We start from the raw sequence: 21,994 nt of genomic DNA on the forward strand, positions 1-21,994 counted from the left end.
CTTGGGATGTTCTGGGGTGATTTAGGAGCTTTTACGGATGAGTCACTTCCTTCGGCTCACTGTTCCCCTGTGCGAAGTGCGGGCGTATCGTCTGCGCCACCTACCCCGTTGCGGAAGTAACTTTGTACATGACTGGAATAAGTGCGTGGGACCGCAAGGCCACCAAAGGGACCCCGTCCCTCGCCGTGCGTGTTCTGGAACTCATCGCTTCGGGCCAGGCCACGTCACGCGCCGAGCTCGCGGAGCGTCTCGGGGCCGCCGCGTCCACCATCTCCCTCGCCGTGGGGCACTTGGTGGACCGCGGTCTGGTCGCCGAGGAGGGCATTCAGGCCTCCACGGGCGGACGCCCCCGCAAGGCACTGAGGGTCGGCAGCCGTGACGATTTCGCCGTCGCCGCCGACCTCGGGGGCCGGCACGCCAGGATCGGCGTGGTCCTTCCCGGCGGCGGCCTGACCGACGTCTCGACGGTCCCGTTCCTGATCGCCGACGGGCCGGAGGCGGCCCTGCCCCGACTGGCCGAGGCCCTCGAGGACCTGGCCGGCCGGCGCGAACCCGGCCGCCTGCGCGGGGTCGGTCTCTCGCTCCCCGGCCCGGTGGACACCGTGTCGGGTTCGGTCGTCCGGCCCTCGCGGATGCCGGGCTGGAACCGCTTCCCCGTCGCCGCCTGGCTCCAGGAGCGCTTCGGCGTCCCGGCGGTCGTGGACAACGACGCCAACTGCATGGCGGTCGGCGAGCACACCGTCCGGTCCGACGGGAACGCCCAGACGATCATGGTCAAGATCGGTTCCGCGATCGGCGCGGGCGTCATCGTCGAGGGGCGCCTGTTCCGGGGCGCCCGGGGCGCCGCCGGGGACATCACCCACATCCGGATCGACGCCGGTGCCGGCATCCCCTGCTCCTGCGGGAACACCGGCTGCCTGGAGACCGTGGCGTCGGGTGCCGCGCTGGTACGCATCCTGCGCGAGCGCGGGGCCGACGTGAACAGCACCGAGGACGTGGCCCGGCTCGCCCTCGACGGCGACCCACTGGCCACCCGCACGGTCCGCCGGGCCGGCGACTACCTGGGCCAGGTGCTCGCCGCCAACGTCAACTTCTTCAACCCGGACGCCGTCTACCTGGGCGGCATCCTCTCCACCCTGGAACAGTTCGTCGCCGCTGTGCGCAGCCGGCTCTACGAGAGCTGCCATCCGCTCGTCACCGAGCACCTCACCATCGAGCGGACCAGGCTCGGCGCCGACGCCGGGCTGGTCGGCGCCGGCCAGTTCGCCCTCCAGCACGCCCTGGCCCACGCGCTGCACGAGGTGGGCGGAACCGACCGCCCCGGCACGCTCGCCCCCCGTCTCCCCTGACGCCCGACCCCCTACGAGGAGCCATGTCGCAATCCCGCACCGCCGCATCCCGCCCGGTCATCGCCGTCGCAGGGCTCGGCATCGAGTCCTCCACCTTCTCCCCCGCCCGGACCGAGGCCGCCGCCTTCCACCCCTCGCGCGGCGCCGAGGTGCTGGACCGCTACCCCTTCCTGGCCCCCGGTGAGGAGCTGCGCGAGGCGGCCGACTGGCACGGCGCCCTGGTCGGCAAGTCGCTGCCGGGCGGCACCGTCACCGCCGCGGCGTGGCAGGAGCTGACCGACGAGCTGATCGAACGGCTCGCCGCGCTGCCCCGCCCGGACGGCCTCTGGTACGACATCCACGGCGCGATGACCGTCGAGGGCGTCGACGACGCGGAGGCCGTCCTGCTGGACCGCATCCGCGCCACCGTCGGCCCGGACGTGATCATCTCCACCTCGATGGACCTGCACGGCAACGTCTCCCGTGAACTCGTCCACGGGAGCGACCTGATCACCTGTTACCGGCTGGCCCCGCACGAGGACCACATGGAGACCAAGGAGCGGGCCGCCCGCAACCTGGTCGACCTGCTGGTCTCCGGCGCGCCCCGCCCGGTCAAGGCATGGGTGCCGGTCCCCGTGCTGCTGGCCGGCGAGCAGACCTCCACCCGGATCGAGCCGGCGAAGAGCGTGTACGCGGCGGTGGCCGAGGTCGAGGCCGTGGACGGCGTGACCGACGCCGCCATCTGGGTCGGGTACGCCTGGGCCGATGAACCCCGCAACCGCGCCGCCGTGGTGGTCACCGGCACCGACCGGGCCGCCGTTTCGGCCGGGGCCGAGCGCCTGGCCGAGGGCTTCTGGAAGGCCCGCGCCGACTTCGAGTTCGTCGCCCCGACCGGCACCTTCGACGGCATCCTGGACGAGGCCCTGGACTCCGACCAGCGCCCCTACTTCATCAGCGACACCGGGGACAACCCGACCGCGGGCGGCTCCGGCGACATGACCTGGGGCCTGACCCGGCTGCTGGCCCGCCCGGAGTTCCGGGAGGACGACGGCCCGACCGTCATCTACGCCTCGGTGCCGGGACCGGCCGCCGTCGCGACGGCCGTCGCCGCCGGAGTGGGCGCCACCGTCACGGTCACCGCCGGGGCCGAGGTGGACGACCGGCACGCCGGTCCGGTCACCCTGACCGGCACGGTGCACTCGGTGCGGCACGGAGACCGCGACGCCCGGACCGAGGTCGTGATCCGGGTGGGCAGCGTGTACGCGATCCTCACGGAGCTGCGCAAGCCGTACCACCACGAGCACGACTTCACCGACCTCGGCCTCGACCCGCGCGGCGCCGACATCGTGATCGTGAAGATCGGCTACCTGGAGCCCGAGCTCTTCGACATGTCGGTCGGCTGGAAGATGGCGCTCACCCCCGGCGGCGTGGACCAGGACCTGGTGCGCCTCGGCCACCACCGCATCCGCCGCCCGATGTTCCCCTTCGACCGCGAGATGGCCGACCCGGACCTGTCGGCCCGCATCATCCCCGCCTCCGACCAGCCGCTGACGGGGGACGACGAATGAGCCCCCGTCCCGCCCTGGAGATCGCCGTCACCTCACCGGCCGGCGCCCGCGCCGCCCGCGAGAACGGCGCCGACCGGGTCGAGCTGTGCACCGCGCTGGAGCTGGGCGGCCTGACCCCGTCGGCCGGCCTGGTCGAGGCCGTCGCCGCCGAGGGACTGCCGGTGCAGGTGCTGGTCCGGTGCCGCCCGGGCGACTTCGTCCACGACGCGGAGGAACTCGCCCTCATGGCCGCGGAGGTGCGGTCGGTCATCGCCTCCGGCGCCGCCGGGGTGGTCATCGGCGCCCTGACCGCCGACGGCGCGCTGGACACCGACGCGGTCGCCCGGCTCGCCGACGCGGCCCGCGCCTCGGGCCGCCCGGTGGAGGTGACCCTGCACCGGGCCGTCGACCAGTCCGCGGACCCGGTGGCCACCGCCGCGCTGCTGCCCTCCCTCGGCCTGACCCGGGTCCTCACGTCGGGCGGCGCCCCCGCTGCGGCCGAGGGGCTGGCGACGATCTCCGCGATGGCCGCGGCCGCCCCGGAGGTGGAGGTGATGGCCGGCGGCGGTGTGCGCCTCGCCGACATCCCGGCGCTGGTCTCGGCCGGTGTCGCCTCCGTCCACCTCTCCGCCAAGGCCCGTGCGCCGCGCCGGCCCGGCAGCGCCTGGGTCCCGCTCGGCGCGAGCGGTACGTCGGCCGAACAGGACACCCACTTCGTCACCGACCCCGGTGTCGTCGCCCGGGCGCGACGGGCCCTGGACCTGGCGGGCTGACCACCGGTCCCATGCGACTGCGCCCCCACCCGGGAACGGTGGGGGCGCAGTCGCATGGGGGCGCGAAAGCGGTCAGCAGCCGCCGCAGTTGTAGTAGGTCACGTCCCAGTGGTTGCCCTCGTCGGCGTAGACGTTGCCGGAGCCGGACTTGTACTGGGGCGCGCCGTCGCCGCGCAGGCCGATGTAACTGAACGCGCTCTTCACGTAGTTGGTGAGACAGGTGGTCTTGCCGAAGTCGAGCTTGTAGCCGTTCCAGTGCGAGTAGGTGCCACTGGCGTGGCCGGTCTCGGTGCCGCCGGTGATGTTCAGGGCGCAGCCGGTGGCGCTCTTGAGGGTCTGGGCGCCCTGCGCGGTCGGCAGGTTGAGCTGGTCGAACGAGGTGCAGGTGGAGACGTTGCGGTTGGAGCAGCCGCCCGAGGACGACCATGTGATGCCGGACGAGCTGAAGCGCGAGGTCGCCTGGCTGTGGGTGAGCTTGGTGACGGCGTACGCGTCGGTCGTGCCGGTCACGAGGCCGAAGCCGGGCGCGAAGAGGACGCCGAGTACGAGGGCGAGGGCGGTCAGGACGGGGCGCAGCGTCATCCGGGAGAGGTGGGGCGCGCGGAACTCCATGGGGGGACTCCTCCTGTGCATGACAAAGGGGCAGGAGTGATGGTGCCCGAGTTCTACGCGCGTCGCCAGAGGGCCTTTCGTAACGACCGCGTGAACAGATCGCAGAGTTCGCGACAGTCCGCGCCCTAGATGTTGAACTTTGAACAAGACGGGTCTACAGTGAATGTCGTTGAAGGTTAAACAAACGGCCGGGTCCGCTCGGCCACGTCCCCGAGGAGGAGCCATGGCTCTGTTCAACCGCAAGAACGACGCCGCCACCGCCGTGACCACGGCCGAGGTCGACCCCGCCCTGGCCGCCCTCACGGGTGACTACACGATCGACCCGGCGCACAGCAGCATCGGCTTCACCGTGCGTCACGCCATGGTCACCAACGTGCGCGGCTCCTTCGCCGAGCACGAGGGATCCCTGAAGCTGGACGGCAGCGACCCGGCCAACTCCACGGCCTCGATCGACGTGAGGATCGCCAGCGTGGACACCGGCATCAAGGACCGCGACGGCCACCTGGTGAGCGGCGACTTCTTCGACGCCGAGAAGTTCCCCCTGATGACGTTCCGCTCGACCTCCGCCGAGCAGCTCGGCGGTGACAAGTACCGCGTCACCGGCGACCTCACCATCAAGGACGTGACCCGCCCGCTCTCCATCGACCTGGAGTTCAACGGCTCCGCCAAGGACGTCTACGGCAACGAGCGCGTCGGCTTCGAGGGCGGCGCCGAGATCCTGCGCTCCGACTGGGGCCTGACCTGGAACGCGGCGCTGGAGACCGGCGGCGTGATGGTCAGCGACAAGGTGAAGCTGAACTTCGACATCTCCGCGATCAAGGCCGCCACCCCGCAGGCCTGATCCACCCCGAACGCCCGCGGCCCGCCCCCGTACAGGGGGCGGGCCGCGGGCGTTCGGCGCTTACCCGCTCAGCCCATGGACTTCGAGCCGTCCAGGGACTCCCGGATGATGTCCGCGTGGCCGGCGTGCTGCGCGGTCTCCGCGATGATGTGCATCAGCGTCCGGCGGGCCGACCACTTCGCGTCCCCGTCGAACCAGGGGGCCTTCGGCAGCGCGTGCGCGGCGCCCAGGTCCGGCAGCGAGGCGACCAGTTCGTCGGTCGCCGCCGCCACCTTCTCGTAGGCGTCGAGCACCCCGGCCAGCGTCTCGCCGGGCAGCATCTTGAAGTCGTCGGCTCGCTTCGCGAAGTCGGCCTCGGTCATCGCGGTGAAGTCCGGCATCGCGGCGGCACCCTCCACGATGAACCCGGCCCAGCCCCGCTCGACCGAGGTGACGTGCTTGATGAGGCCGCCGAGACACAGCTCGCTCTTCGTGGTCCGCTCCCCCGCCTGCTCGTCGGTCAGGTCGCGGGTGGTGAACCGCAGGAAGTGCCGCTGCTTGCCCAGCGCCTCCAGGAGGTCCGCGCGCTCGTCCGCGCCGGTGTTCGCGGTGGTCGTCTCGCTGGCGTTCATGATGTGCTGCCTTCCGTCGTTCCTGTTCCGCCGTCAGAACGACAGTACGAGCTCATTAGGTCAGGTCCGGTCCTGTACGCACGGTCGACGTCGCCTGACCTTCAGGGTGTTGTCCGTACGGGTGGTGGGGTTGCCGTCCGGGTCGTTCTGGACGCGCTCGTGCTCGTCGCTGAGCAGCACCTCCCACTCCCCCTCCGGCAGCTCCAGCGAGGCCAGCACCTCGTCGGGGGTCGGCAGCTCCATGTCCGCGTGGTGGTGGTCCCAGGCCGGGAAGCCCGCGTGTCCCACGATCAGCAGCACCCCGCCCGGGGCGACGGCGCGGGCCGCCCGGTGCAGGATCCGCTCGCGCGGCAGATCGCCCATCGAGTGCAGGAACTGCGCCGAGACGAGGTCGTACTCCCCTTCGGGGAAGGAGGCGCCCAGGTCGTGGAACTGCCAGTCCACCCGGTCGGCGACCCCGGCCTCGTCCGCGTGCTCGGCGGCCCGTTCGAGCGCCACGCGCGAGATGTCGGTCGCGGTGACCCGCCAGCCCCGGCGCGCCAGCCACACCGCGTCCGCGCCCTCCCCGCAGCCCAGGTCCAGCGCGCGACCCGGTTCCAGGTCCTCGACCTCGCGGACGAGCACGGTGTTGGGCCTGCCGCTCCAGATGCGGTCGCTCTCGCGGTACCGGTCGTCCCACATCTCGGCGTCCGAGGGCGCGTTGCGGGCCTCCACGGCGCGCTTGGTGTCCTCGGTGACGAGGTCCCCGTTGATGGCCGCGCCCGCCTTGAGCCCGGCCGCCGCCGCGCCGATCACCTGGTCCATGAGACCGGTGACGTTGCCGGCCACCCACACCCCTTGCGCCGCCGTGAGGCCCGTCGGGTCGGCCTCGATGTACGAACCGACGGTGTGTCCGCCCATCTCCAGCGGTACGGGCCGCAGCCCCAGGCTCTCCAGTACGCCGGAGCGCGCCGTGAACCCCGGCTGCACGACCACGGCCGACCGCTCGACCACCCGGCCGCCCGCGAGCCGTACGCCGGTCAGCCGGTCGCCGCCCACCTCCAGCCCTGCCACTTCACCGTCCACGACCGCGATGCCGCGCGCCGCCAGCTGCTCGTACTCCTCGTCGGAGGGCTCGGGCCCCTGGTGCAGGAAGAGGGTGACGTCGTCGCTCCACTGCCGCCACAGCAGCGCCTGGTGCACTGCCATGGGGCTGAGAGCGATGACGCCGATCGCCGAGTCCTTCACCTCCCAGCCGTGGCAGTACGGGCAGTGCAGCACCTCGTGGCCCCACCGTTCGGCCAGGCCCGGGATCGGCGGCAGCTCGTCGGCCAGCCCCGTCGTGACCAGCAGTCGGCGCGCGGTGACGGCCGTCCCGTCCCCGCGTACGACCCGGAACCCGGCGTCCTCCGGCAGCCGCTCGGCCACCGTCACCTCGCCCGTCACGACCTCCACCCCGTACCCGGCCACCTCCTCCCGGCCGATCGCCAGGAGCTCCGCGGGCGGGGTGCCCTCGCGGCCCAGGTAGTTGTGGACGTGCGACGCGGGCGCGTTGCGCGGGCTGCCCGAGTCGATCACCAGCACCGAGCGCCGGGCCCGGCCCAGTGCCAGCGCCCCGCTCAGCCCGGCGGCCCCGCCGCCGACCACCACTACGTCGTACATCTGCGTCATGTCGCTCATGCGCACACCTCCATCTACGGGAGATGGTGCGCGCCGCCCGGCGCCTCGGCAAACATCCTTGCCGGTGCGGCAAAATCCACCCTCAGGACAGCGTGAGGACCCGGCACACATCCGGGTCCCCGAGCCGGGCGAAGAGCACGGTGCGCCCGTCCTCCTCACCCACCCGCAGTTCGGTGACGGTCGCACCCCGGGCACTCGTGTCGAGTCCGTCGAAGGCCAGCCCGACCTCGCCGTCCTCGCCCGGTGCGTTCAGCAGCTTCCAGACCCCGGCCCCGTCGAACGTAGGTACCTTCTGCGTGAGGATGGCGGGGCCTTCCTCCTTGGGCCAGTTCTTCACGGAGAACGTGACCGAGGTGCCGCCGACGGCGGTGAAATCGAGGCGTGCCCCGTGCGGACCGGAGTAGCTCCGGTACAGATCGGCCCGGCTGACGTCCGCGGACGGCGCCGGTCCGCACCCGGTCGTATCGCTGCCGCTGTCGCAACCGGTCAGCAGTGAGCCGGCGACGGCGGCGAGCGCGAGGGCCACGGCGACCGGCATTGCCCCGAAGCCGCCCTCGTCGGCCAGATCGTCGCTCATGCGGTACTGCTCCTTCGTCGATGAGGTGCCGGCCGGGTCAGCAGGCATCCGGGTCGGAGTTCCCCACCAGGACCACAGGGCGGCCGGACTCGTCGCAGTCGATCACACCACCAGGCTAGAAATCCCGACCGGCCGCGGACTTGGACAGTGCCGCTGTCGGGGGCCCATCGCGATGCGGACGGCACAGCCCGTGGAGCACCACCATCGGTACGAGATCGTCAGAGGAAAGCATTTAGCGTACCAAATCCCGTACACTTGTGGTACCGTTTTAGGTACTCTTGACCGGGTCGGCGACACACAGGAGGAACCCGTGACCATCAACGCGAGCGAAGCACGGAAGGACTTCTTCGGCCTGATCCGCCGCGTCACCGAAGACCACGCGCCCGAGCGTGTCACGTCGAAGGCGGGCACCGTCGTGATCATGTCCGAGGAGGACTACAACGCCTGGGAGGAGACGATGTATCTGATGCGCTCCCCCCGCAACGCCGCCCGCCTCATGCGCTCCATCGAGCAGATGGATGCCGGACACGGCACCGTACGAGACCTGATCGACACGGAGGACGCGTGAAGACGTCGTTCTCGGACGACGGGTGGGAGGACTACACCCACTGGGCCGACACCGACCGCAAGACGCTCCGCAGGGTCAATGACCTCATCAAGGAGATCAAGCGGACCCCTTTCGAAGGCAGGGGTAAGCCCGAGCCGCTGAAAGGGAACCTGTCGGGCTGGTGGTCCCGCCGCATCACGCAGGAACACCGGCTGGTCTACCGGGTTACCGACTCCGCGGGCCTGGAGATCATCCAGGCCCGCGACCACTACTGACTCCTCATGCGGTCTGTCAGAAATACTCCGGTGCATCAAGATTCAGCGCGGTGAGTGAGCCCGCATGAGGAGGCCCTCGCCGCAGTCGAAGCCCACACCCTGAAGACTGGCCGCGCGCCGGACCTCGATGAAGCCGAGCGCCTCATGCAGGCTGCGGGAAGCCCGGTTCTGTGCGGACACGAAGCACCACACCTCGCGAGAACGACCGTGCCGTGGTCGTCCTCGATGGCCCGTGAGATCCGACCGCTCCAATGCGACGCCTCCCCACCCCGGGCATGGGCCTGGAGGCAGGCGAGGTGGGGGACATCCTCCTGCTTCGCCTCTGTGAGTTCGGGCAGGGCCGGAACGGGGTGAGGCGTCACGCGCGGTCGGTATACGGCGAAACGGGGAGTGCGCTCTGGCATGGGGCAAGCGTAGGCGCGGGGTTCCGGGCCTGCGCCCCCTCCGCTCGATCAGCGTCGATGCCGCTTTCGACCGTCAGGCGGGGGCGGTGGACGCGATCAGGAACTCGGCGCCGGACTGCGCGACCTCGACGCGCGGGGCGTCCCCGTCCGCCTCGTCGGCGGCGAACCACTGGATCGTCTCGGCCCGCCCCTCCCCCCACCGAGTTCGCCCCCCGCACCACCGGCTCGACCGCCAGCATGCTCGCCGTCGGCTACGCCCCCCTGCCGGCCGGTGTGTCCAGGACCCTCGAGCGCCAGACCAGGCGCACCCACTCGCCGCTCAGCGCGGGATCTCGGCGGACAGCCTCGCCGGGGCGGCGAACTCGCACCAGACGATCTTGCCGGGGTTGCGTTCGCCGACGCCCCACTTGGCCGCCAGGTAGGCGACCGGCATCAGGACTCGGCCGCGTTCCGCCGCCGAGTCCGGGGACGGGGCCGTTTCCGGGACCTCGCCGTCGCCGCTGACCCGCACCGGCCTCAACTGGTTCAAGTCAAGCTACAGCGGTAGACAGGGCGGCGACTGCGTCGAGGTCGCCGCGCATCCCGCCGCCGTGCACATCCGGGACTCCAAGGTGACCGACGGTCCCGTCCTCACCGTCCCGCCCACCGCCCGGGACGCCTTCCTCCGGGCGAACGCCTGGCGCCTCGTGGCCGTGAGGTAGACGCGGCGGGCCGGGATCTCGTTCTCGTACGCCTCACGGACCGTGCAGTCGTCGACGTGGAAACCCGCGCCCCGGACCGCCTCGCGCAGCTCGTCCGCCGTGAATTCCGCCCAGTACACGCGGAGATCGCCGCCCAGCGGGTCGTCGATGACGCCGTCCCCCATTCCCTCCTTCGCCACGATCAGCAGCTGCCCGCCCGGCCGGATCGCCGCTGCCCAGGCCGCCAGGGTCGCGGGCAGCAGGCGCTTGGGCCGGTCGTGCAGCGAGTAGTACGCGACGAGGCCGTCGAGCGGGCCGCCCGTGATCGCGGTCTGGTCCATGACGGCGAACCGCACACCCGGCTGCTCCCGGCGCGCCAGCTCCACGCAGCGGGGCGAGAGGTCGATGCCGAGCACATCGAGGCCGTGGGACGCGAGCAGGGCCGTCACATGGCCGCAGGGTCCGCAACCGGCGTCGTACACCGTGCCGCCCGCCCGGACCCGGTCGGCGAACGCGTGCAGGACCTCCAGGTCGAACGGCTTGCCGTCCGGCTCGTGGCGGAAGAGCCGGAGGTAGTGGTCCGCGCGCGTCCCACGTACGGACGACGTCGGCGGCGCTGCCGGGGACGGGCGCGGACACGGGCGCCGCTACCAGCGGTCGCGGTGGACCACGTCGGCCACCGGGCGGCGGCGGACCGGGCCGAAGTTGCCCTGCGGCCGGCCCACCGGGATGGCGGCGAAGGTGTGCATGTCCGAAGGAATCCCGAGGGCGTCCTTCCACTCCTGCTCCAGCATCAGGTGCCAGATGGTGATGTTGGCCGCGAGGCCCAGCGCCCGCGCCGCGAGCAGGATGTTCTGGACGCCGGGGTAGACGCAGGAGCCCTCCGCGAGGGCCTGGAAGCGGGTCTGGGTGTTCGTCATGTGTTCCAGGCCGGCCGGGCCGAGCGACGCGGCGTAGACCCCGAGGCCCTCCTCGTCGAACCGCGGCTCGGGGAACTTGTAGCAGGGGATGATCAGCGCCGGGGTGTCCGCGAAGTGGTCGCGCTGGTACTCGATCGCCGCCACCATCCGGCCGTACGCCGCGTCGTCCATGCCCTTCGGGGCGTGCTTGCCGGTCGTCGCGAGGTAGGCGTCCACGCACCGCTTCCAGAGCGGGGCCAGCTCCGCCATCACCGCGCGGTCGGTGACGACCACGTATTCGTAGCACTGCATGTTGCCGCCGCTCGGCCCCCACACGGCGGCCTGTATGAGCTGGTCGATGGTCTCGTCCGGGACGGCGTCCGGCTTCAGGCGGCGCATGGCGCGCATGGTGGACATGGTCGGGAAGAGCGCGGGCCCGTCGGGGGAGGGCGCGTCGGCGTACACCGTTTCGAAAGTCATGATCGCGGAGTCTATGACGCAACTCCGGCCCCCGATAAGACCCCTTGATCGACTCTGCCGCACCGTCCGGCGCTCCCTCTTCCGCCGGACGGCGCGGCATCGTCCCCGGCCCGTCACCCAGCCGGGCCCCGCCCCCTCACAGCCCCGCCCGCAGGGCGTTCACCCGCGCGGCCGCGGCGTCGAAGGCTGCCGGGTCGAGCGTGGAGCCCAGGGCCTCGCTCAGGGCGGTCACCGCCTCGGCCCCCTGGGCGGCGTCGCGCGCCGAACACAGCAGCAGGTCCATGCCCGCGGCCGCGGCCTTGACGGCGCGCTGGGACGTACTGCCGTAGGACGCGAGGGCGCCGGCCTCCAGGGCGTCGGTGACCGTGACGCCCTTGAAGCCGAGCCGGTTGCGCAGCTCGCCGACGACCGTCGGGGAGAGACCGGCGGGGCGGCCGGAGTCCAGGGCGGTGTAGACGGCCCAGGAGAGCATGACCAGCTTGACGCCGGCGGCTATCGCGTCCCGGTACGGGGCCTCGTCCACGCTGCGCAGGGTCGAGGCGGACGTGCTGATCGTGACGGCGCGCAGGTCGGTGTTCTGGCTCGCCGTCGCCGGGCCCAGGCCCGGGAAGTGCTTGGCGGTGGCGGCCACGCCCTCGGCCTGCTGAGCGGTGATGAAGGTGGAGCCGCAACTGGCCACGGCGGCGGCCGACTTGCTGTACGAGCGCTCGTACTGGTCGGTGAAGTCGCCGTCCTTGCGGTAGACGTCCAGGACCGGGGCGAGGTTGACGTTCATGCCGATGCCGGCGAGGTTCATCCCCGCGCCGCTGCCCGTGAAGTCTGCCCAGTAGTGCGGATCGGCCGAGGCGCCGACGTCCTTGGCCGACTTGACGGGCTCGCCGGGCAGCCTGCGGACGACGCCGCCCTCCTGGTCGGTCATCAGGAGCAGCGGGGCCTTGACGGGCGACGAGGCGTGGGCCGCCTTCATCGAGTTGATGACGCTCTCGATCTGGCTCAGGTTCTGGATGTTGTCGCCGAAGAAGATGACGCCGGCCGTGTGGCCCTGCTTGATGGCGTTCATCAGGGACGTGGGCGGTGTCAGCCCGGGGTACGAGTGGATGACGCGCTGTCCGGCGCGTTGCAGCGGGGTCAGGGCGGAGAGGCGGGGGGCCGCGGGCGCGCGGAGGGCCGCCTGCGCACCGGCGGCCGGTGCGATGCCGCCGGCCAGGGCGGCGGCCCCGGCGATCAGGGCGCCGCGCCTGCTGAGGGGTGGTGTCATGGGGTGCTCCTTCCTGTGGCCTCCGTTGTCACGGGGTGTTGTTGGCCAGGGCCAGCAGGCGGGAGCGGTCGCCGCCGAAGCGGTCCCGGTCGACGTTGCCGGAGACACCGCTCACAGCGCCGGTGGAGCTGTACTGCCAGACCGTCCAGAAGGGGAAGCCCGACGGGATGCTGGGGCTGCCGGCGGAGGTCCAGTGCGCGACCCACAGCGGGCTGAGCGCGGACATGCCGTTCCAGCCGCCGGTGCACGTGTTCCACCAGCTCGGGCTGGTGTAGATCACGACGTCACGCCCAGTGCGGGCCTTGTACTTGTTGTAGAAGTCGAGGACCCACTGCCGCATCCCGGCCTGGGAGTAGCCGTAGCAGGTGCCCTCGATGTCCAGCACGCCGGGGAGCGTGAGGTTGTCGCGGGACCAGGCGCCGCCGTTGCTCGCGAAGAAGTCGGCCTGGGCCGCGCCGCCGGAGACGTCCGGCCGGGCGTAGTGGTAGGCGCCGCGGATGACGCCCGCGTTGTAGGCGTTCAGGTAGTTGGCACTGAACGTCGGGTCCTTGTACGTGAGTCCCTCGGTGGCCTTCATCCAGGCGAATTCGATGCCCGCGCCGCGTACCGAGCTCCAGTTGATGCCGCCCTGCCAGCTGGAGACGTCGATGCCGACCGGGTTCGCCTTGAGGTTCGCGTCCGGCTCGGCGTCGAGGGCGAGTTGCCGGGTGTCCGGCTTGAAGTCCTTGCTGTCCTGGACGTAGCCGACGCCCATGTACCCCTTGCCGAGCGGGACGGGGTTGCCGTGCCGGGGGGCCGACGAGGCGGTGCCGGACATCAGGCCGAGCAGCAGTGCCGCGCTCGTGCCGAGGACGCCGGCCGCGGTGAGTCTGGTGCGAGTGGTCATGAGGAGCCTCCTGCTGGTGGGGGAAGCGGCCTGCGGTGGCCGCTCGGGCAGCACGGTTCACGCATGGTCTACGCGCGTCGCTTGTCGCGAACACGACATAGTGAGCCACAGGAGCCCGGCCCTGGTAAATAGTTTCCGGCTCCCGTTAGTTGTCTAGACCTATTCCCGTCGGCTTGAGCTGCGCGAACGGCCGTCGCGCGTCAGAACTTTCCGAAGGGCGCCCCCACTCGTTCGGGTGGACGTTCCCTCGCAAAGGCATGATTCGGGGGCAAATGACGTTGGCGAGCGCGATCATGCGTCGGTGATCATTACCCCTCGGACGGCACGCCGTCCCAAGTCCTCACTCCTGGCCGGGTTCGGCGGGGTGCTCGCCCTTCTGGCCGTACTCCCGGCACTCCCGGCGACCGCCGCAGCCCCCGCGCAGGACGGTGCCGCGCGCGCCGCCGCCCCCGCGTCGCCGCGCGCGGTGACCCCGGCGGAGCGCCGCACCGCCGCGTACATGGACTCGCTGCGGGACCGGCCCGCCCGGCTGCGGGCCTTCTTCGAGGAGCTGCCCAAGGGCGGCGACCTGCACAACCACCTGTCCGGCGCGGTGACCACCGAGTACCTGCTGCGGCTCGCGATCGAGCAGGGGCTGTGCATCGACGCGACGACGACCGCGGTGGCGTGCGCCCCGGGCACCCGGCCGGCCTCCGACGCACGGACCGACGAGGCGTTCCGGCAGCGGATCATCCGGGCCTGGTCGATGCAGGACTTCCCGGCCGACGAGTCCGGGCACGACCACTTCTTCGACACGTTCGGCAAGTTCGGCATGGCGACCTGGTACGCCCGGGGCAAGATGCTCGCCAATGTCGCGAACACCGCGGTGAGGCAGAACCAGTTCTACCTGGAGACCATGGTCAGCCCGGCCTCCGACAGCGCCAAGTCGCTTGCCGACGCGGTGGGTTACGACGCCGACCTGGCCGCGCTGCACCGCAAGCTGCTGGCCGGCGGGAAGCTCGACAAGGTCATCGACGAGGCGGTCAAGGAGGCCGACGACAGCGACGCGCAGTTCCGCGAGGCCGCGCACTGCGACACCCCGCACCCGGCGCCCGGCTGCCGGCTGCCCGTCCGCTGGATCTCCCAGGTGTCCCGCGGCAGTTCCCCGGTCCGCGTCTTCACGCAGATGGCGGTCGGCATGCGGCTGGCCGAGCGCGACCCGCGGTTCGTCGCGGTCAACCTCGTCCAGCCGGAGGACTGGGACAGCTCGCTGGAGAACTACAGCCTCCAGATGCGGATGCTGAAGTACCTGCGCGGGCAGTACCCGGGCGCCCACCTCACCCTGCACGCCGGTGAGCTGGCCCCCGGCCTGGTCAAGCCGGAGGACCTGACCTTCCACATCAACGAGGCGGTGCGGGTCGCCGGTGCCGAGCGGATCGGGCACGGCGTGGACCTGGTCCACGAGGACGACTGGCGCCGGCTGGCCCGGACGATGGCGCGGCGCCACGTCGCCGTCGAGGTGCCGTTCTCCAGCAACAAGCAGATCCTCGGCATCGCGGGCGACGACCACCCGTTCAACGCGTACCGCCGCTACGGCGTGCCGATCGTGCTGTCCACGGACGACCCGGGCGTGTCCCGGATCGACATCAGCCACGAGTACCAGTACGCCGCGAAGACGTACAGCCTCTCGTACACCGAGCTGAAGGACCTGGCCCGCGCCTCGCTGGAGTACGCCTTCCGCGACGGCCGCAGCCTGTGGACGGCCGGCAGCGCACCCTCCGGCTACCGCGTGGTCGCGGCCTGCCGGGCCGACCGCCCCGGTGACGGCCGCCCGGGCGCGCGCTGCGCGGACTACCTGGCGGGCAGCCCGAAGGCGGCGACCGAGTGGCGCCAGGAGGCGGCGTTCGCCTCCTTCGAGCGCGCCCACGGGGGCCGCTGATCCGGTCGGACCATGCCGACAGGGGGTACGGGGCGAACCGTCCCGTACCCCCTCCTCATGCCGTCAGAACCCGCCCCCGAAGTCCCCTCCCCCGCCGAACCCGCCGCCGTCGCCGAAGCCCCCGCCGTCCCCGAAGCCGCCGCCGCCGAAGCCGGACGAGTCGAAATCGGAGCCGGAGAAGTCACCGCCCGAGTAGTCGCCGCCCATGTCGCCGCCGTAGTCGCCGCCCCCGTAGTCCGCCGCGTACGCCGGGGTGGCCAGCATCGAGCCGAGCATGGTGCCGACCAGGAGCCCGGGCAGCAGGCCGCCGCCGAAGTAGCCGCCCGCCCAGGGTCCGTAGGCCGGGCCCGCCTCCCAGTACGGGCGGCGCCTGCCGTCGCCCACGTCGACCGTCCGGCTCATCGGGTCCTCACCCCCGCGCAGCCGGACCCGGTCCGCCGCGCACACCGGGACCTCGCGGGCGCTGCCGCCCGCCGGGGACCAGCGGACGTCGGCGACCGAGGGGCCGTGGCGCGGGTCGAAGAAGCAGGGCGGGCGGCGGACCGGGAGTTCCCGGCCGGTGCGGCGGGCGTCGAGCACCGCGAGCGAGTAGCGCCCGTCCTCCAGGGCCTGGGTCACCCCGCGCACGTCCGAGGGGTGTTCCGCGTGCGCCATACGGGACTTGGCGCTCTCGTAGGAGTCGAGAGCGCGTTCGTAGTCGGCGCGCATCGCGTCGTCGGCGCCGGACTCCGCCGGGTGGAAGTCGAGCCGCTCCAGGGTCTCCCCGTACGCCGTGATGTCCTCGTCCACGACGACCCGCAGCTTGTCGAGCGCGGCCCGCTCCTCGGCCTCCTTGGCCCTGCGGCTGCGGCGTACGACCGTGTACGCGGCGGCGCCGCCGAGGACGACCACGGCCCCGGTGACGGCCAGGCCGACGGCGGCCGAGCCGCCGGTGGACGCGGAGTGCTCGCCGCCGCTCCAGGAGGCGGGGGCGCTGCCCCGGGCCTGTTCGAGGGCGCGGTCCACGAAGGCGTTGAGCTGGGTGGCCGCGTCGGTGTCGGCGCCGGGTGTCTTCACGGCAGCGGTGAGGTTGATGACGGCGTTCCGGGACATCACCCGCGGGTCGGCGCCCGCGCTGAAGCCGTCGCCGAGGCGTATGGCGTAGACGCCGGTGATCCCGGTCTCGGTGCGCAGGGTGCGCAGCACGGTGTCCTCGGGGAAGGCGGCGGTGTTCGGCAGCACGGCCACGAACACCGGTTTGTCCGCGTCCTCGATCTTCTTGCTCAGCGCCGCGGCCTGGCTCCGGGAGAGCTGGTCGGCGGCGGCCGGGTCGACGTAGACGGGTCCCTTGCGCAGGGCCTGGGCGACGTCCTCGGTGGTGGAAGCGCTGGTCACAGCCGGTGCGGCCGGCGCCAGGAAGAGGGCGAGGGCGGACAGCAGAGCGAGGAGCCCCGCCAGGAATGCCGGGGCCGGGAAGCTGTGGAACGGCCTGTTCCGCATACTCCCAAGCTAACGCACACACGTACGAAACGGGCTGGGCATGCGAAACGGGCGGGCGGCCTCCTGAAAGCCGCCCGCTCGTCCCGCGTCGGTCAGGCGGCCCGGTAGGCCGTCCTGAGCTTCGCCACCGCACCGGTCAGGTCACCGGTGAGCAGCAGGTGGTCGGCGTCCGCGAACGGCTTGGAGACCTTCTCGGTCAGCTTGCCGCCGGTCTTCTGCTGGACCAGCAGGCGTGCCTGGCCGACGATCTCCCGGCCCACGTCGGTGCGGCCGAGACCGGTGTGCTCCGCGACCTGGGCGGCCAGCGCGAGTGCGGTGAGCGTCAGCTCGCCGCCCGCCGGGGGCTTCTTCAGCGTGGTGAGGCCCCAGCCGTACGGGAACTGCGGGTCGTACGCCTTGTCGCCCACGTTGATCGGCAGCTGCGCCTCGGACTTCGGCCAGGTCACCGGGAGCTGCCCGGTGAAGGCCCGCTTGCCGAAGAGCACGTCGGCCACGCCGTCGCCCTCGGTACCCGGCAGCCAGGACGCCACCAGCGCGTCGATGTCGCCCAGCCGGTCCCCGATGAGCTGGGGGCGGCCCGAGACGATCAGGACGGCGCACTTCATCGCGGCGCAGACCTTGTCGACGGCGGCCTTGTCGGCGTCGGACAGCTCCAGGTCGTGTCCATTGCCGACGTCGCCGATGCCCTCCGCGTACGGGGTCTCACCGACGACCACCACACCGACGTCGTAGCCGGCCGTGTCGGCGGAGGCGTCCTTGGAGTACGTGACGGACGCGGCGTCCTTCTTCATGGCGGACAGGATCGTGGTGCCCGGGGTGATCGCGCCGGACGAGCCCTGCCAGCTGACGGTCCAGCCGCCGGCCTGGTTGCCGATGTCGTCGGCGTTGGAGCCGGCCACGTACACCTTCTGCGAGGACTTCAGCGGCAGCACACCGCCGTCGTTCTTCAGCAGCACCTGAGACTTCGCGGCGGCCTCGCGGGCCACGGCCCGGTGCTCGGCGGAGCCGATCTTCTCCAGGTTGGAGGTGTCCGCGTACGGCTTCTCGAAGAGGCCCAGTTCGAACTTCTGGGTCAGGATGCGCGAGACCGCGTCGTCGATCCGGGACTGCGGGATGCGGCCCGCGGCGACCTCGTCCTGGAGCGTCTTGGTGAAGTCCTTGTACTCCGTCGGGACCATGATCATGTCGAGCCCGGCGTTGATCGAGGTGCGCACGTCGCTCGCGTAGTCACCGGGGATCTGGTCGATCGCCTTGTAGTCGCTGATGACGAAGCCCTTGAAGCCCATGCGGTCCTTCAGGACACCGTTGATCATCTCGGCGTCGGCGTGCATCTTCACGGGGCCCTCGTCGTCCCCGATGATGTCGAGCGAGGAGTAGGACGGCATGACCGTGCCGACGCCGCGCTTCACCGCATCGGCGAAGGGCGCGAGGTGGACGGCCTCCAGCTCCTGCCGGGTGACCTTGGTGACGCCCTGGTCGGTCGTGTACGAACCGGTGGTCGACGAGCCGTACTCCGTACCGCCGTCCCCGACGTAGTGCTTGGCGGTGGCCAGCACCTTGTCGTTGCGGTCCAGGTCCTTGCCGGAGGCCGCGCCCTGCATGCCCTGGATCACGGTCTCCAGCGACTGCACGAGCGCCGGGTCCTCACCGTAGGACTCGTAGGAGCGGCCCCAGCGCTCGTCGCGCGAGACGCAGAGGCAGGGCGCGAAGTCCCACGGGACACCGGTGGCGCGGACCTCGCTCGCGGTGACGGCGCCCGTCTTCTCGGCGAGCTTCGGGTCACGGGTGGCGCCGAGGCCGACGTTGTGCGGCATGATCGTCGAGCCGACCAGGTTGTTGTGGCCGTGCACCGCGTCCACGCCGTAGATCAGCGGGATCTGGAAGCGGGTGGCCTGAGCGCGCAGCTGGTAGCCGTCGATCATCTTCGCCCACGCCTCGGGGGTGTTGGGCGAGGGGACCGAGCCGCCGCCGGAGAGCAGCGAGCCGAGGTCGTAGGCGGCGATGTCGCCCTGGGAGGAGAGTGCGTTGCGCTCGGCCTGGGTCATCTGGCCGGCCTTCTCGGCGGGCGACATCCGTGAGAGCAGGTCCGCGACGCGCTGTTTCACCGGCAGCTTCGCGTTCTGGTACGGCAGCCCGTGGGCGTCGATGACGGCCTGCGGGTTCTCCTTGGGCGGCCGGGCGCCGGTGACGGTCACCTCCAGCGGGATCGTCTTCGCGGAGGCGGCGCCGGAGACCTTCTTCGTCGCGACGGCCACCCGGTGGGTGGTGCCGGACGCGGTGCCCGCGGGGAAGGTGTACGTGCCGCTGACCGGCGTGAAGTCGGTGCCCGCCTTCGCGGTGCCGCCCTTCGTCTCGTACGTGACGGTGACGGGCTCGTCCAGCGGGACGGAGCCGGTCGTGGTGACCGTGAGCCCGAGGGCCGCGGAGGCGCCCTGCTCGACCGGGACCACCGCCGCGTCGGTGACGACGCTCGCCTTCAGGGCCGCGTCGGCCTTGCCGTAGAGCTCCACGCCGTCCATGGCGAACGTGCCGGGGGCGCCGGGCGGCAGGGTGAGGGCGTAGCCCCACATCTCGTTCAGGCCGAGGACCTGGTCGATGCCGCCGACGGGCTGGTAGTCGCCCCGGTAGGCGAAGTCGGCGAACGGGATCTCGACGAGGTGCCAGCCCTCCCAGTCGTCGGTGAAGGAGGTGGTCCAGAGCTCGGAGGCCTCGCCGTTGGCGCCGCCGTCCTTGATCTCGAAGGCGATCCGCTTGCCCGAACCTGGCGGCAGGGGCGCGGTGTTCTGGCCGTACCACCAGAAGCGGATGCCCTTGTGGGCGGACCAGTCGTGGGCGGGCCGGTCGGCGGCGTAGTCGTGGCTGAAGCCGCCGTAGCCGCTGATGTCGTAGGTGCCTTCGAGGACCTTGGCGCCCTCGGGGGCGTCGGCCCGGTCCTTCAGCGCCAGGGTGGGCGGGTCGTCGGCGTCGCCGCCCCAGGTGAAGATGCCCTCGGCCGGCTGGTTGGCGAAGGGCACCTCCCCCTCGAAGCGGTCCACGGCGACCGGTGCCGGTTCGTCGGCGGCCGGTGCCGCCGTGGACGGGACGGCCCCGGCGAGCAGGCCGGCCACCACGGTGGCTGCGGCCAGCACGGCGGTCGCGGGTCTCGCCCTGCGGCGGGTGCGGGGTGGCATGTGTGCGGCTCCTTCGTACGGTGCCCGCGCGCGGCTCGGCGGGGGCCGTGCCGCGCGCGGGGTGCGGGTGGTACCGGGAGATGACGTGCCTGGGGGGGTGTGGTGCGTGGGGGGTGCTTCGGGGGGCCGGGTGCGGCTACTTCTTCTGCTCCACCCGCACCCAGTCGATCTCCGCCCTGACGCCGCCCTGGGCGACGCGGTCGACGCTGGACTGCGGGAGGCCCCAGTAGGGGCTGGTGACCTTGTTCCAGCCGGCCGGGTAGGCGCCGCCGAGGGCCAGGTTGAGGATCACGTACTGGTTGTGGTCGAAGACCCACTTGCCGCGGGTGGACTCCAGCTTGGAGCGGGAGGTCGTCTGCACGACGCGGTCGTCGACGGTGAACGTCATGCCCTCGGGCGCCCACTCGACGCCGTAGGTGTGCCACTGGTCGGCGCGGCCGCCGTTCGCGTACGTCTGCTGCTTGCCGATGTTGCCGTCGGCGGAGTAACCGGGGCCGTGCAGGGCGGAGCTGGTCCAGTCGCCGTAGCCGATGTTCTCCATGATGTCGGTCTCGCCCGAGCCGGGCCAGGAGACGTCCGGGTTGTCGACGTCGCTGCCGAGCATCCAGAAGGCGGGCCAGAAGCCGTCACCGACGGGCAGCTTCATTCGGGCGCTGACCTTGCCGTAGGTGAAGTCGAACCTGGTGTTGGTGTCGATGCGCCCGGAGGTGAAGTCGAAAGTGCCCGCGGGCGTCCGGGTGCAGCCCTTGCAGTACTTCGACTGGAGGATCAGGGCGCCGTTCTCGGTACGGATGTTGTCCGCCGAGTCGACGTACGCCTGGGACTCGCCGTTGACGGGGTTCATCTCCGTGCCGGTGCGCACGACCCGCCACTTGCCGCGGTCGAGGCCGGAGCCGGTGAAGTCGTCGAAGAACGTGGTGGTGTAGGCGCCGGCCGGGTTCTTGGGCAGGGCCGGGTAGGCGGCGTCGGCGCTGCCGCCGGTGCCCCAGACCTGGAACTCGTAGAGGGAGTAGCCGAACTGGGCGGTCGCCGGGGCCGGGTTGTAGAAGGAGCGGCGCTCGACACCCAGCATCCGGACGTAGCGGCCGGTCGCCGGGGTGGGCAGCTGGACGGTGTCGTGCCGTCCCACGGCGTCGCCGGGCGACTTGACGTCGGCGCGGCGGGCGGCGACCTCGGAGGCGGAGGGCTGGTAGACGGTGCGCCAGGTGCGGTTGTCGTCGGAGACCTGGACGCGGTAGTCGACGGCGTACGCCGCCTCCCAGTACAGGTCCACGGTCTCGATCCGCGAGGTGGCCCCGAGGTCGACGCCCACCCAGCGGCTGGCGTTCCAGTCGCTGGACCAGCGGGACCGGTCGGCCTTCAGGTCGGCGGGCCATCCGCCGTCGGTGACGAAGGCCGGGGAGTTGCCGGCGTGCTGGTAGAAGTCGCCGTACGCCGGGTGGTTGAGGGCGAGGTTGGTGCGGATGGTGGAGGCCGGGGCGGGCTCTCCCCCGTACACCTTGAAGGAGTAGAGGGAGTAGCCCCAGGGGGTGGCGCGCTGGATGCCGCGCATCCGGACGTAGCGGCCGGTGACCTCCTGCGGGTAGGTGTGCGCGGTGACGCTGCCGCCGGTGCCGTCGTCCTCGGTGTAGAAGGTGGTCCAGTCGGTGCCGTTCCTCGACACCTCCAGGACGTACTTCTTGCCGTACGCGGCCTCCCAGTCCAGGGTGACGCTGCTGACGCGGACGACGGAGCCGAGGTCCACGCGGATCCAGGCGTTGTCCGTGAAGTCGCTGGACCAGCGGGTGGTGCCGTTGCCGTCGGCCGCGGCCCCGGGTCCGGAGGCGGCGTTCTCGCTGCCGGAGGCGGTGACGGCGCCCGGGTTCGCCGTGTACGCGGCGGCGGCCCGGTCGGTGTCCCAGGCCGCGGCCTGCGCCGCCGCCGGCTTGGGGACCGGGGCGGCGAAGGCCATGGGAGCGGCGAGGGCGATCAGAGCGGCGGTGGTGGCTGCCAGGGTCGTACGAGAGGGCATGGTGGGGTGTCCCGTTCGTATCGGTGAGGGTGAGCGGCC

20 protein-coding genes and 1 pseudogene are annotated in these 21,994 nt (G+C 71.8%); 8 read left to right on the forward strand and 13 right to left on the reverse strand.

Annotated features, from left to right (window positions below; genetic code table 11):
* The first annotated feature begins 128 nt into the window (after positions 1-128).
* From BLW14_RS08500 to BLW14_RS08510, 3 genes are read left to right on the forward strand one after another with little or no spacing between them, the layout of a single operon-like run.
* Positions 129-1,349 (forward strand): ROK family transcriptional regulator, encoded by a 1,221-nt coding sequence (locus BLW14_RS08500; protein ID WP_256332713.1) that lies wholly within the window; start codon positions 129-131, stop codon positions 1,347-1,349.
* A 23-nt stretch (positions 1,350-1,372) separates the two neighbouring features.
* On the forward strand, positions 1,373-2,896 hold the full coding sequence (locus tag BLW14_RS08505; RefSeq protein WP_093705876.1) for a M81 family metallopeptidase: 1,524 nt from the start codon (positions 1,373-1,375) through the stop codon (positions 2,894-2,896).
* On the forward strand, positions 2,893-3,648 hold the full coding sequence (locus BLW14_RS08510; protein WP_093705878.1) for a copper homeostasis protein CutC: 756 nt from the start codon (positions 2,893-2,895) through the stop codon (positions 3,646-3,648). Before BLW14_RS08505 ends, BLW14_RS08510 begins: the two co-directional genes overlap by 4 nt.
* A gap of 72 nt (positions 3,649-3,720) precedes the next feature.
* Here the strand turns inward: BLW14_RS08510 and BLW14_RS08515 are convergent, their stop codons facing one another.
* Entirely contained in the window at positions 3,721-4,260 is a 540-nt protein-coding gene (locus tag BLW14_RS08515; RefSeq protein ID WP_093705880.1) for a hypothetical protein, read from the reverse strand.
* A 223-nt stretch (positions 4,261-4,483) separates the two neighbouring features.
* Between BLW14_RS08515 and BLW14_RS08520 the strand changes: the two genes are divergently transcribed.
* Positions 4,484-5,101, forward strand: coding sequence for a YceI family protein (locus BLW14_RS08520; RefSeq protein ID WP_093705882.1), 618 nt, complete (start codon positions 4,484-4,486; stop codon positions 5,099-5,101).
* Between the two features lie 68 nt (positions 5,102-5,169).
* Here the strand turns inward: BLW14_RS08520 and BLW14_RS08525 are convergent, their stop codons facing one another.
* From BLW14_RS08525 to BLW14_RS08535, 3 genes are all read right to left on the reverse strand, one after another.
* Positions 5,170-5,712, reverse strand: a complete 543-nt coding sequence (locus BLW14_RS08525) for a DinB family protein (RefSeq protein WP_093705884.1) — start codon at positions 5,710-5,712, stop codon at positions 5,170-5,172.
* Between the two features lie 60 nt (positions 5,713-5,772).
* Positions 5,773-7,371, reverse strand: a complete 1,599-nt coding sequence (locus tag BLW14_RS08530) for a bifunctional NAD(P)/FAD-dependent oxidoreductase/class I SAM-dependent methyltransferase (RefSeq protein ID WP_093705886.1) — start codon at positions 7,369-7,371, stop codon at positions 5,773-5,775.
* Between the two features lie 82 nt (positions 7,372-7,453).
* Positions 7,454-7,948, reverse strand: a complete 495-nt coding sequence (locus BLW14_RS08535) for a hypothetical protein (protein ID WP_256332715.1) — start codon at positions 7,946-7,948, stop codon at positions 7,454-7,456.
* Positions 7,949-8,258: 310 nt separating this feature from the next.
* Between BLW14_RS08535 and BLW14_RS08540 the strand changes: the two genes are divergently transcribed.
* Entirely contained in the window at positions 8,259-8,516 is a 258-nt protein-coding gene (locus tag BLW14_RS08540; protein ID WP_093705888.1) for a type II toxin-antitoxin system Phd/YefM family antitoxin, read from the forward strand.
* Positions 8,513-8,770 carry a Txe/YoeB family addiction module toxin gene (locus tag BLW14_RS08545; RefSeq protein ID WP_093705890.1) on the forward strand — a complete coding sequence of 86 codons (258 nt, stop codon included), beginning with the start codon at positions 8,513-8,515 and terminating at the stop codon, positions 8,768-8,770. The genes BLW14_RS08540 and BLW14_RS08545 overlap by 4 nt, the downstream gene beginning before the upstream one ends.
* A 42-nt stretch (positions 8,771-8,812) precedes the next feature.
* On the opposite strand, the gene BLW14_RS34435 is transcribed toward BLW14_RS08545, so the two are convergent.
* Together BLW14_RS34435 and BLW14_RS08550 are read right to left on the reverse strand one after the other, a co-directional pair.
* Complete coding sequence (locus BLW14_RS34435; RefSeq protein WP_177153924.1) at positions 8,813-8,950, reverse strand: hypothetical protein; 138 nt, start codon at positions 8,948-8,950, stop codon at positions 8,813-8,815.
* A gap of 543 nt (positions 8,951-9,493) precedes the next feature.
* Positions 9,494-9,703 (reverse strand): ATP-binding protein, encoded by a 210-nt coding sequence (locus tag BLW14_RS08550; protein WP_371128057.1) that lies wholly within the window; start codon positions 9,701-9,703, stop codon positions 9,494-9,496.
* Between BLW14_RS08550 and BLW14_RS35040 the strand changes: the two genes are divergently transcribed.
* Positions 9,675-9,875, forward strand: a complete 201-nt coding sequence (locus BLW14_RS35040; protein ID WP_256332989.1) for a DUF397 domain-containing protein — start codon at positions 9,675-9,677, stop codon at positions 9,873-9,875. The two genes, BLW14_RS08550 and BLW14_RS35040, sit on opposite strands and share 29 nt — an antisense overlap.
* Positions 9,876-10,099: 224 nt before the next feature.
* Here BLW14_RS35040 and BLW14_RS35045 read toward each other — a convergent pair.
* The 4 genes and pseudogenes from BLW14_RS35045 to BLW14_RS08570 form a co-directional block, all read right to left on the reverse strand.
* Positions 10,100-10,336: pseudogene (locus BLW14_RS35045) on the reverse strand (trans-aconitate 2-methyltransferase); the annotation flags it as partial.
* Positions 10,337-10,501: 165 nt separating this feature from the next.
* On the reverse strand, positions 10,502-11,233 hold the full coding sequence (locus BLW14_RS08560; RefSeq protein ID WP_093705892.1) for a nitroreductase family protein: 732 nt from the start codon (positions 11,231-11,233) through the stop codon (positions 10,502-10,504).
* Between the two features lie 136 nt (positions 11,234-11,369).
* Positions 11,370-12,491 carry a glycoside hydrolase family 3 N-terminal domain-containing protein gene (locus BLW14_RS08565; RefSeq protein WP_093705893.1) on the reverse strand — a complete coding sequence of 374 codons (1,122 nt, stop codon included), beginning with the start codon at positions 12,489-12,491 and terminating at the stop codon, positions 11,370-11,372.
* 28 nt (positions 12,492-12,519) lie between these two features.
* Positions 12,520-13,377, reverse strand: a complete 858-nt coding sequence (locus BLW14_RS08570; RefSeq protein WP_093705895.1) for a GH25 family lysozyme — start codon at positions 13,375-13,377, stop codon at positions 12,520-12,522.
* A gap of 301 nt (positions 13,378-13,678) precedes the next feature.
* On the opposite strand from BLW14_RS08570, the gene BLW14_RS08575 reads away from it, so the two are divergent.
* Entirely contained in the window at positions 13,679-15,295 is a 1,617-nt protein-coding gene (locus BLW14_RS08575) for an adenosine deaminase family protein (RefSeq protein ID WP_093705897.1), read from the forward strand.
* Positions 15,296-15,358: 63 nt separating this feature from the next.
* Here BLW14_RS08575 and BLW14_RS08580 read toward each other — a convergent pair whose 3' ends face one another.
* From BLW14_RS08580 to BLW14_RS08590, 3 genes are all read right to left on the reverse strand, one after another.
* On the reverse strand, positions 15,359-16,774 hold the full coding sequence (locus BLW14_RS08580; RefSeq protein ID WP_093705899.1) for a hypothetical protein: 1,416 nt from the start codon (positions 16,772-16,774) through the stop codon (positions 15,359-15,361).
* Positions 16,775-16,866: 92 nt separating this feature from the next.
* A complete protein-coding gene (locus BLW14_RS08585; protein ID WP_093705901.1) occupies positions 16,867-19,944 on the reverse strand; it encodes a glycoside hydrolase family 3 protein in 3,078 nt (1,025 codons plus the stop codon).
* Positions 19,945-20,080: 136 nt separating this feature from the next.
* Entirely contained in the window at positions 20,081-21,955 is a 1,875-nt protein-coding gene (locus BLW14_RS08590) for a discoidin domain-containing protein (RefSeq protein ID WP_093705903.1), read from the reverse strand.
* Between the last annotated feature and the right edge of the window lie 39 nt (positions 21,956-21,994).

The sequence above is a fragment of the Streptomyces sp. 2131.1 genome (assembly GCF_900105515.1).
Taxonomy (GTDB): domain Bacteria; phylum Actinomycetota; class Actinomycetes; order Streptomycetales; family Streptomycetaceae; genus Streptomyces; species Streptomyces drozdowiczii.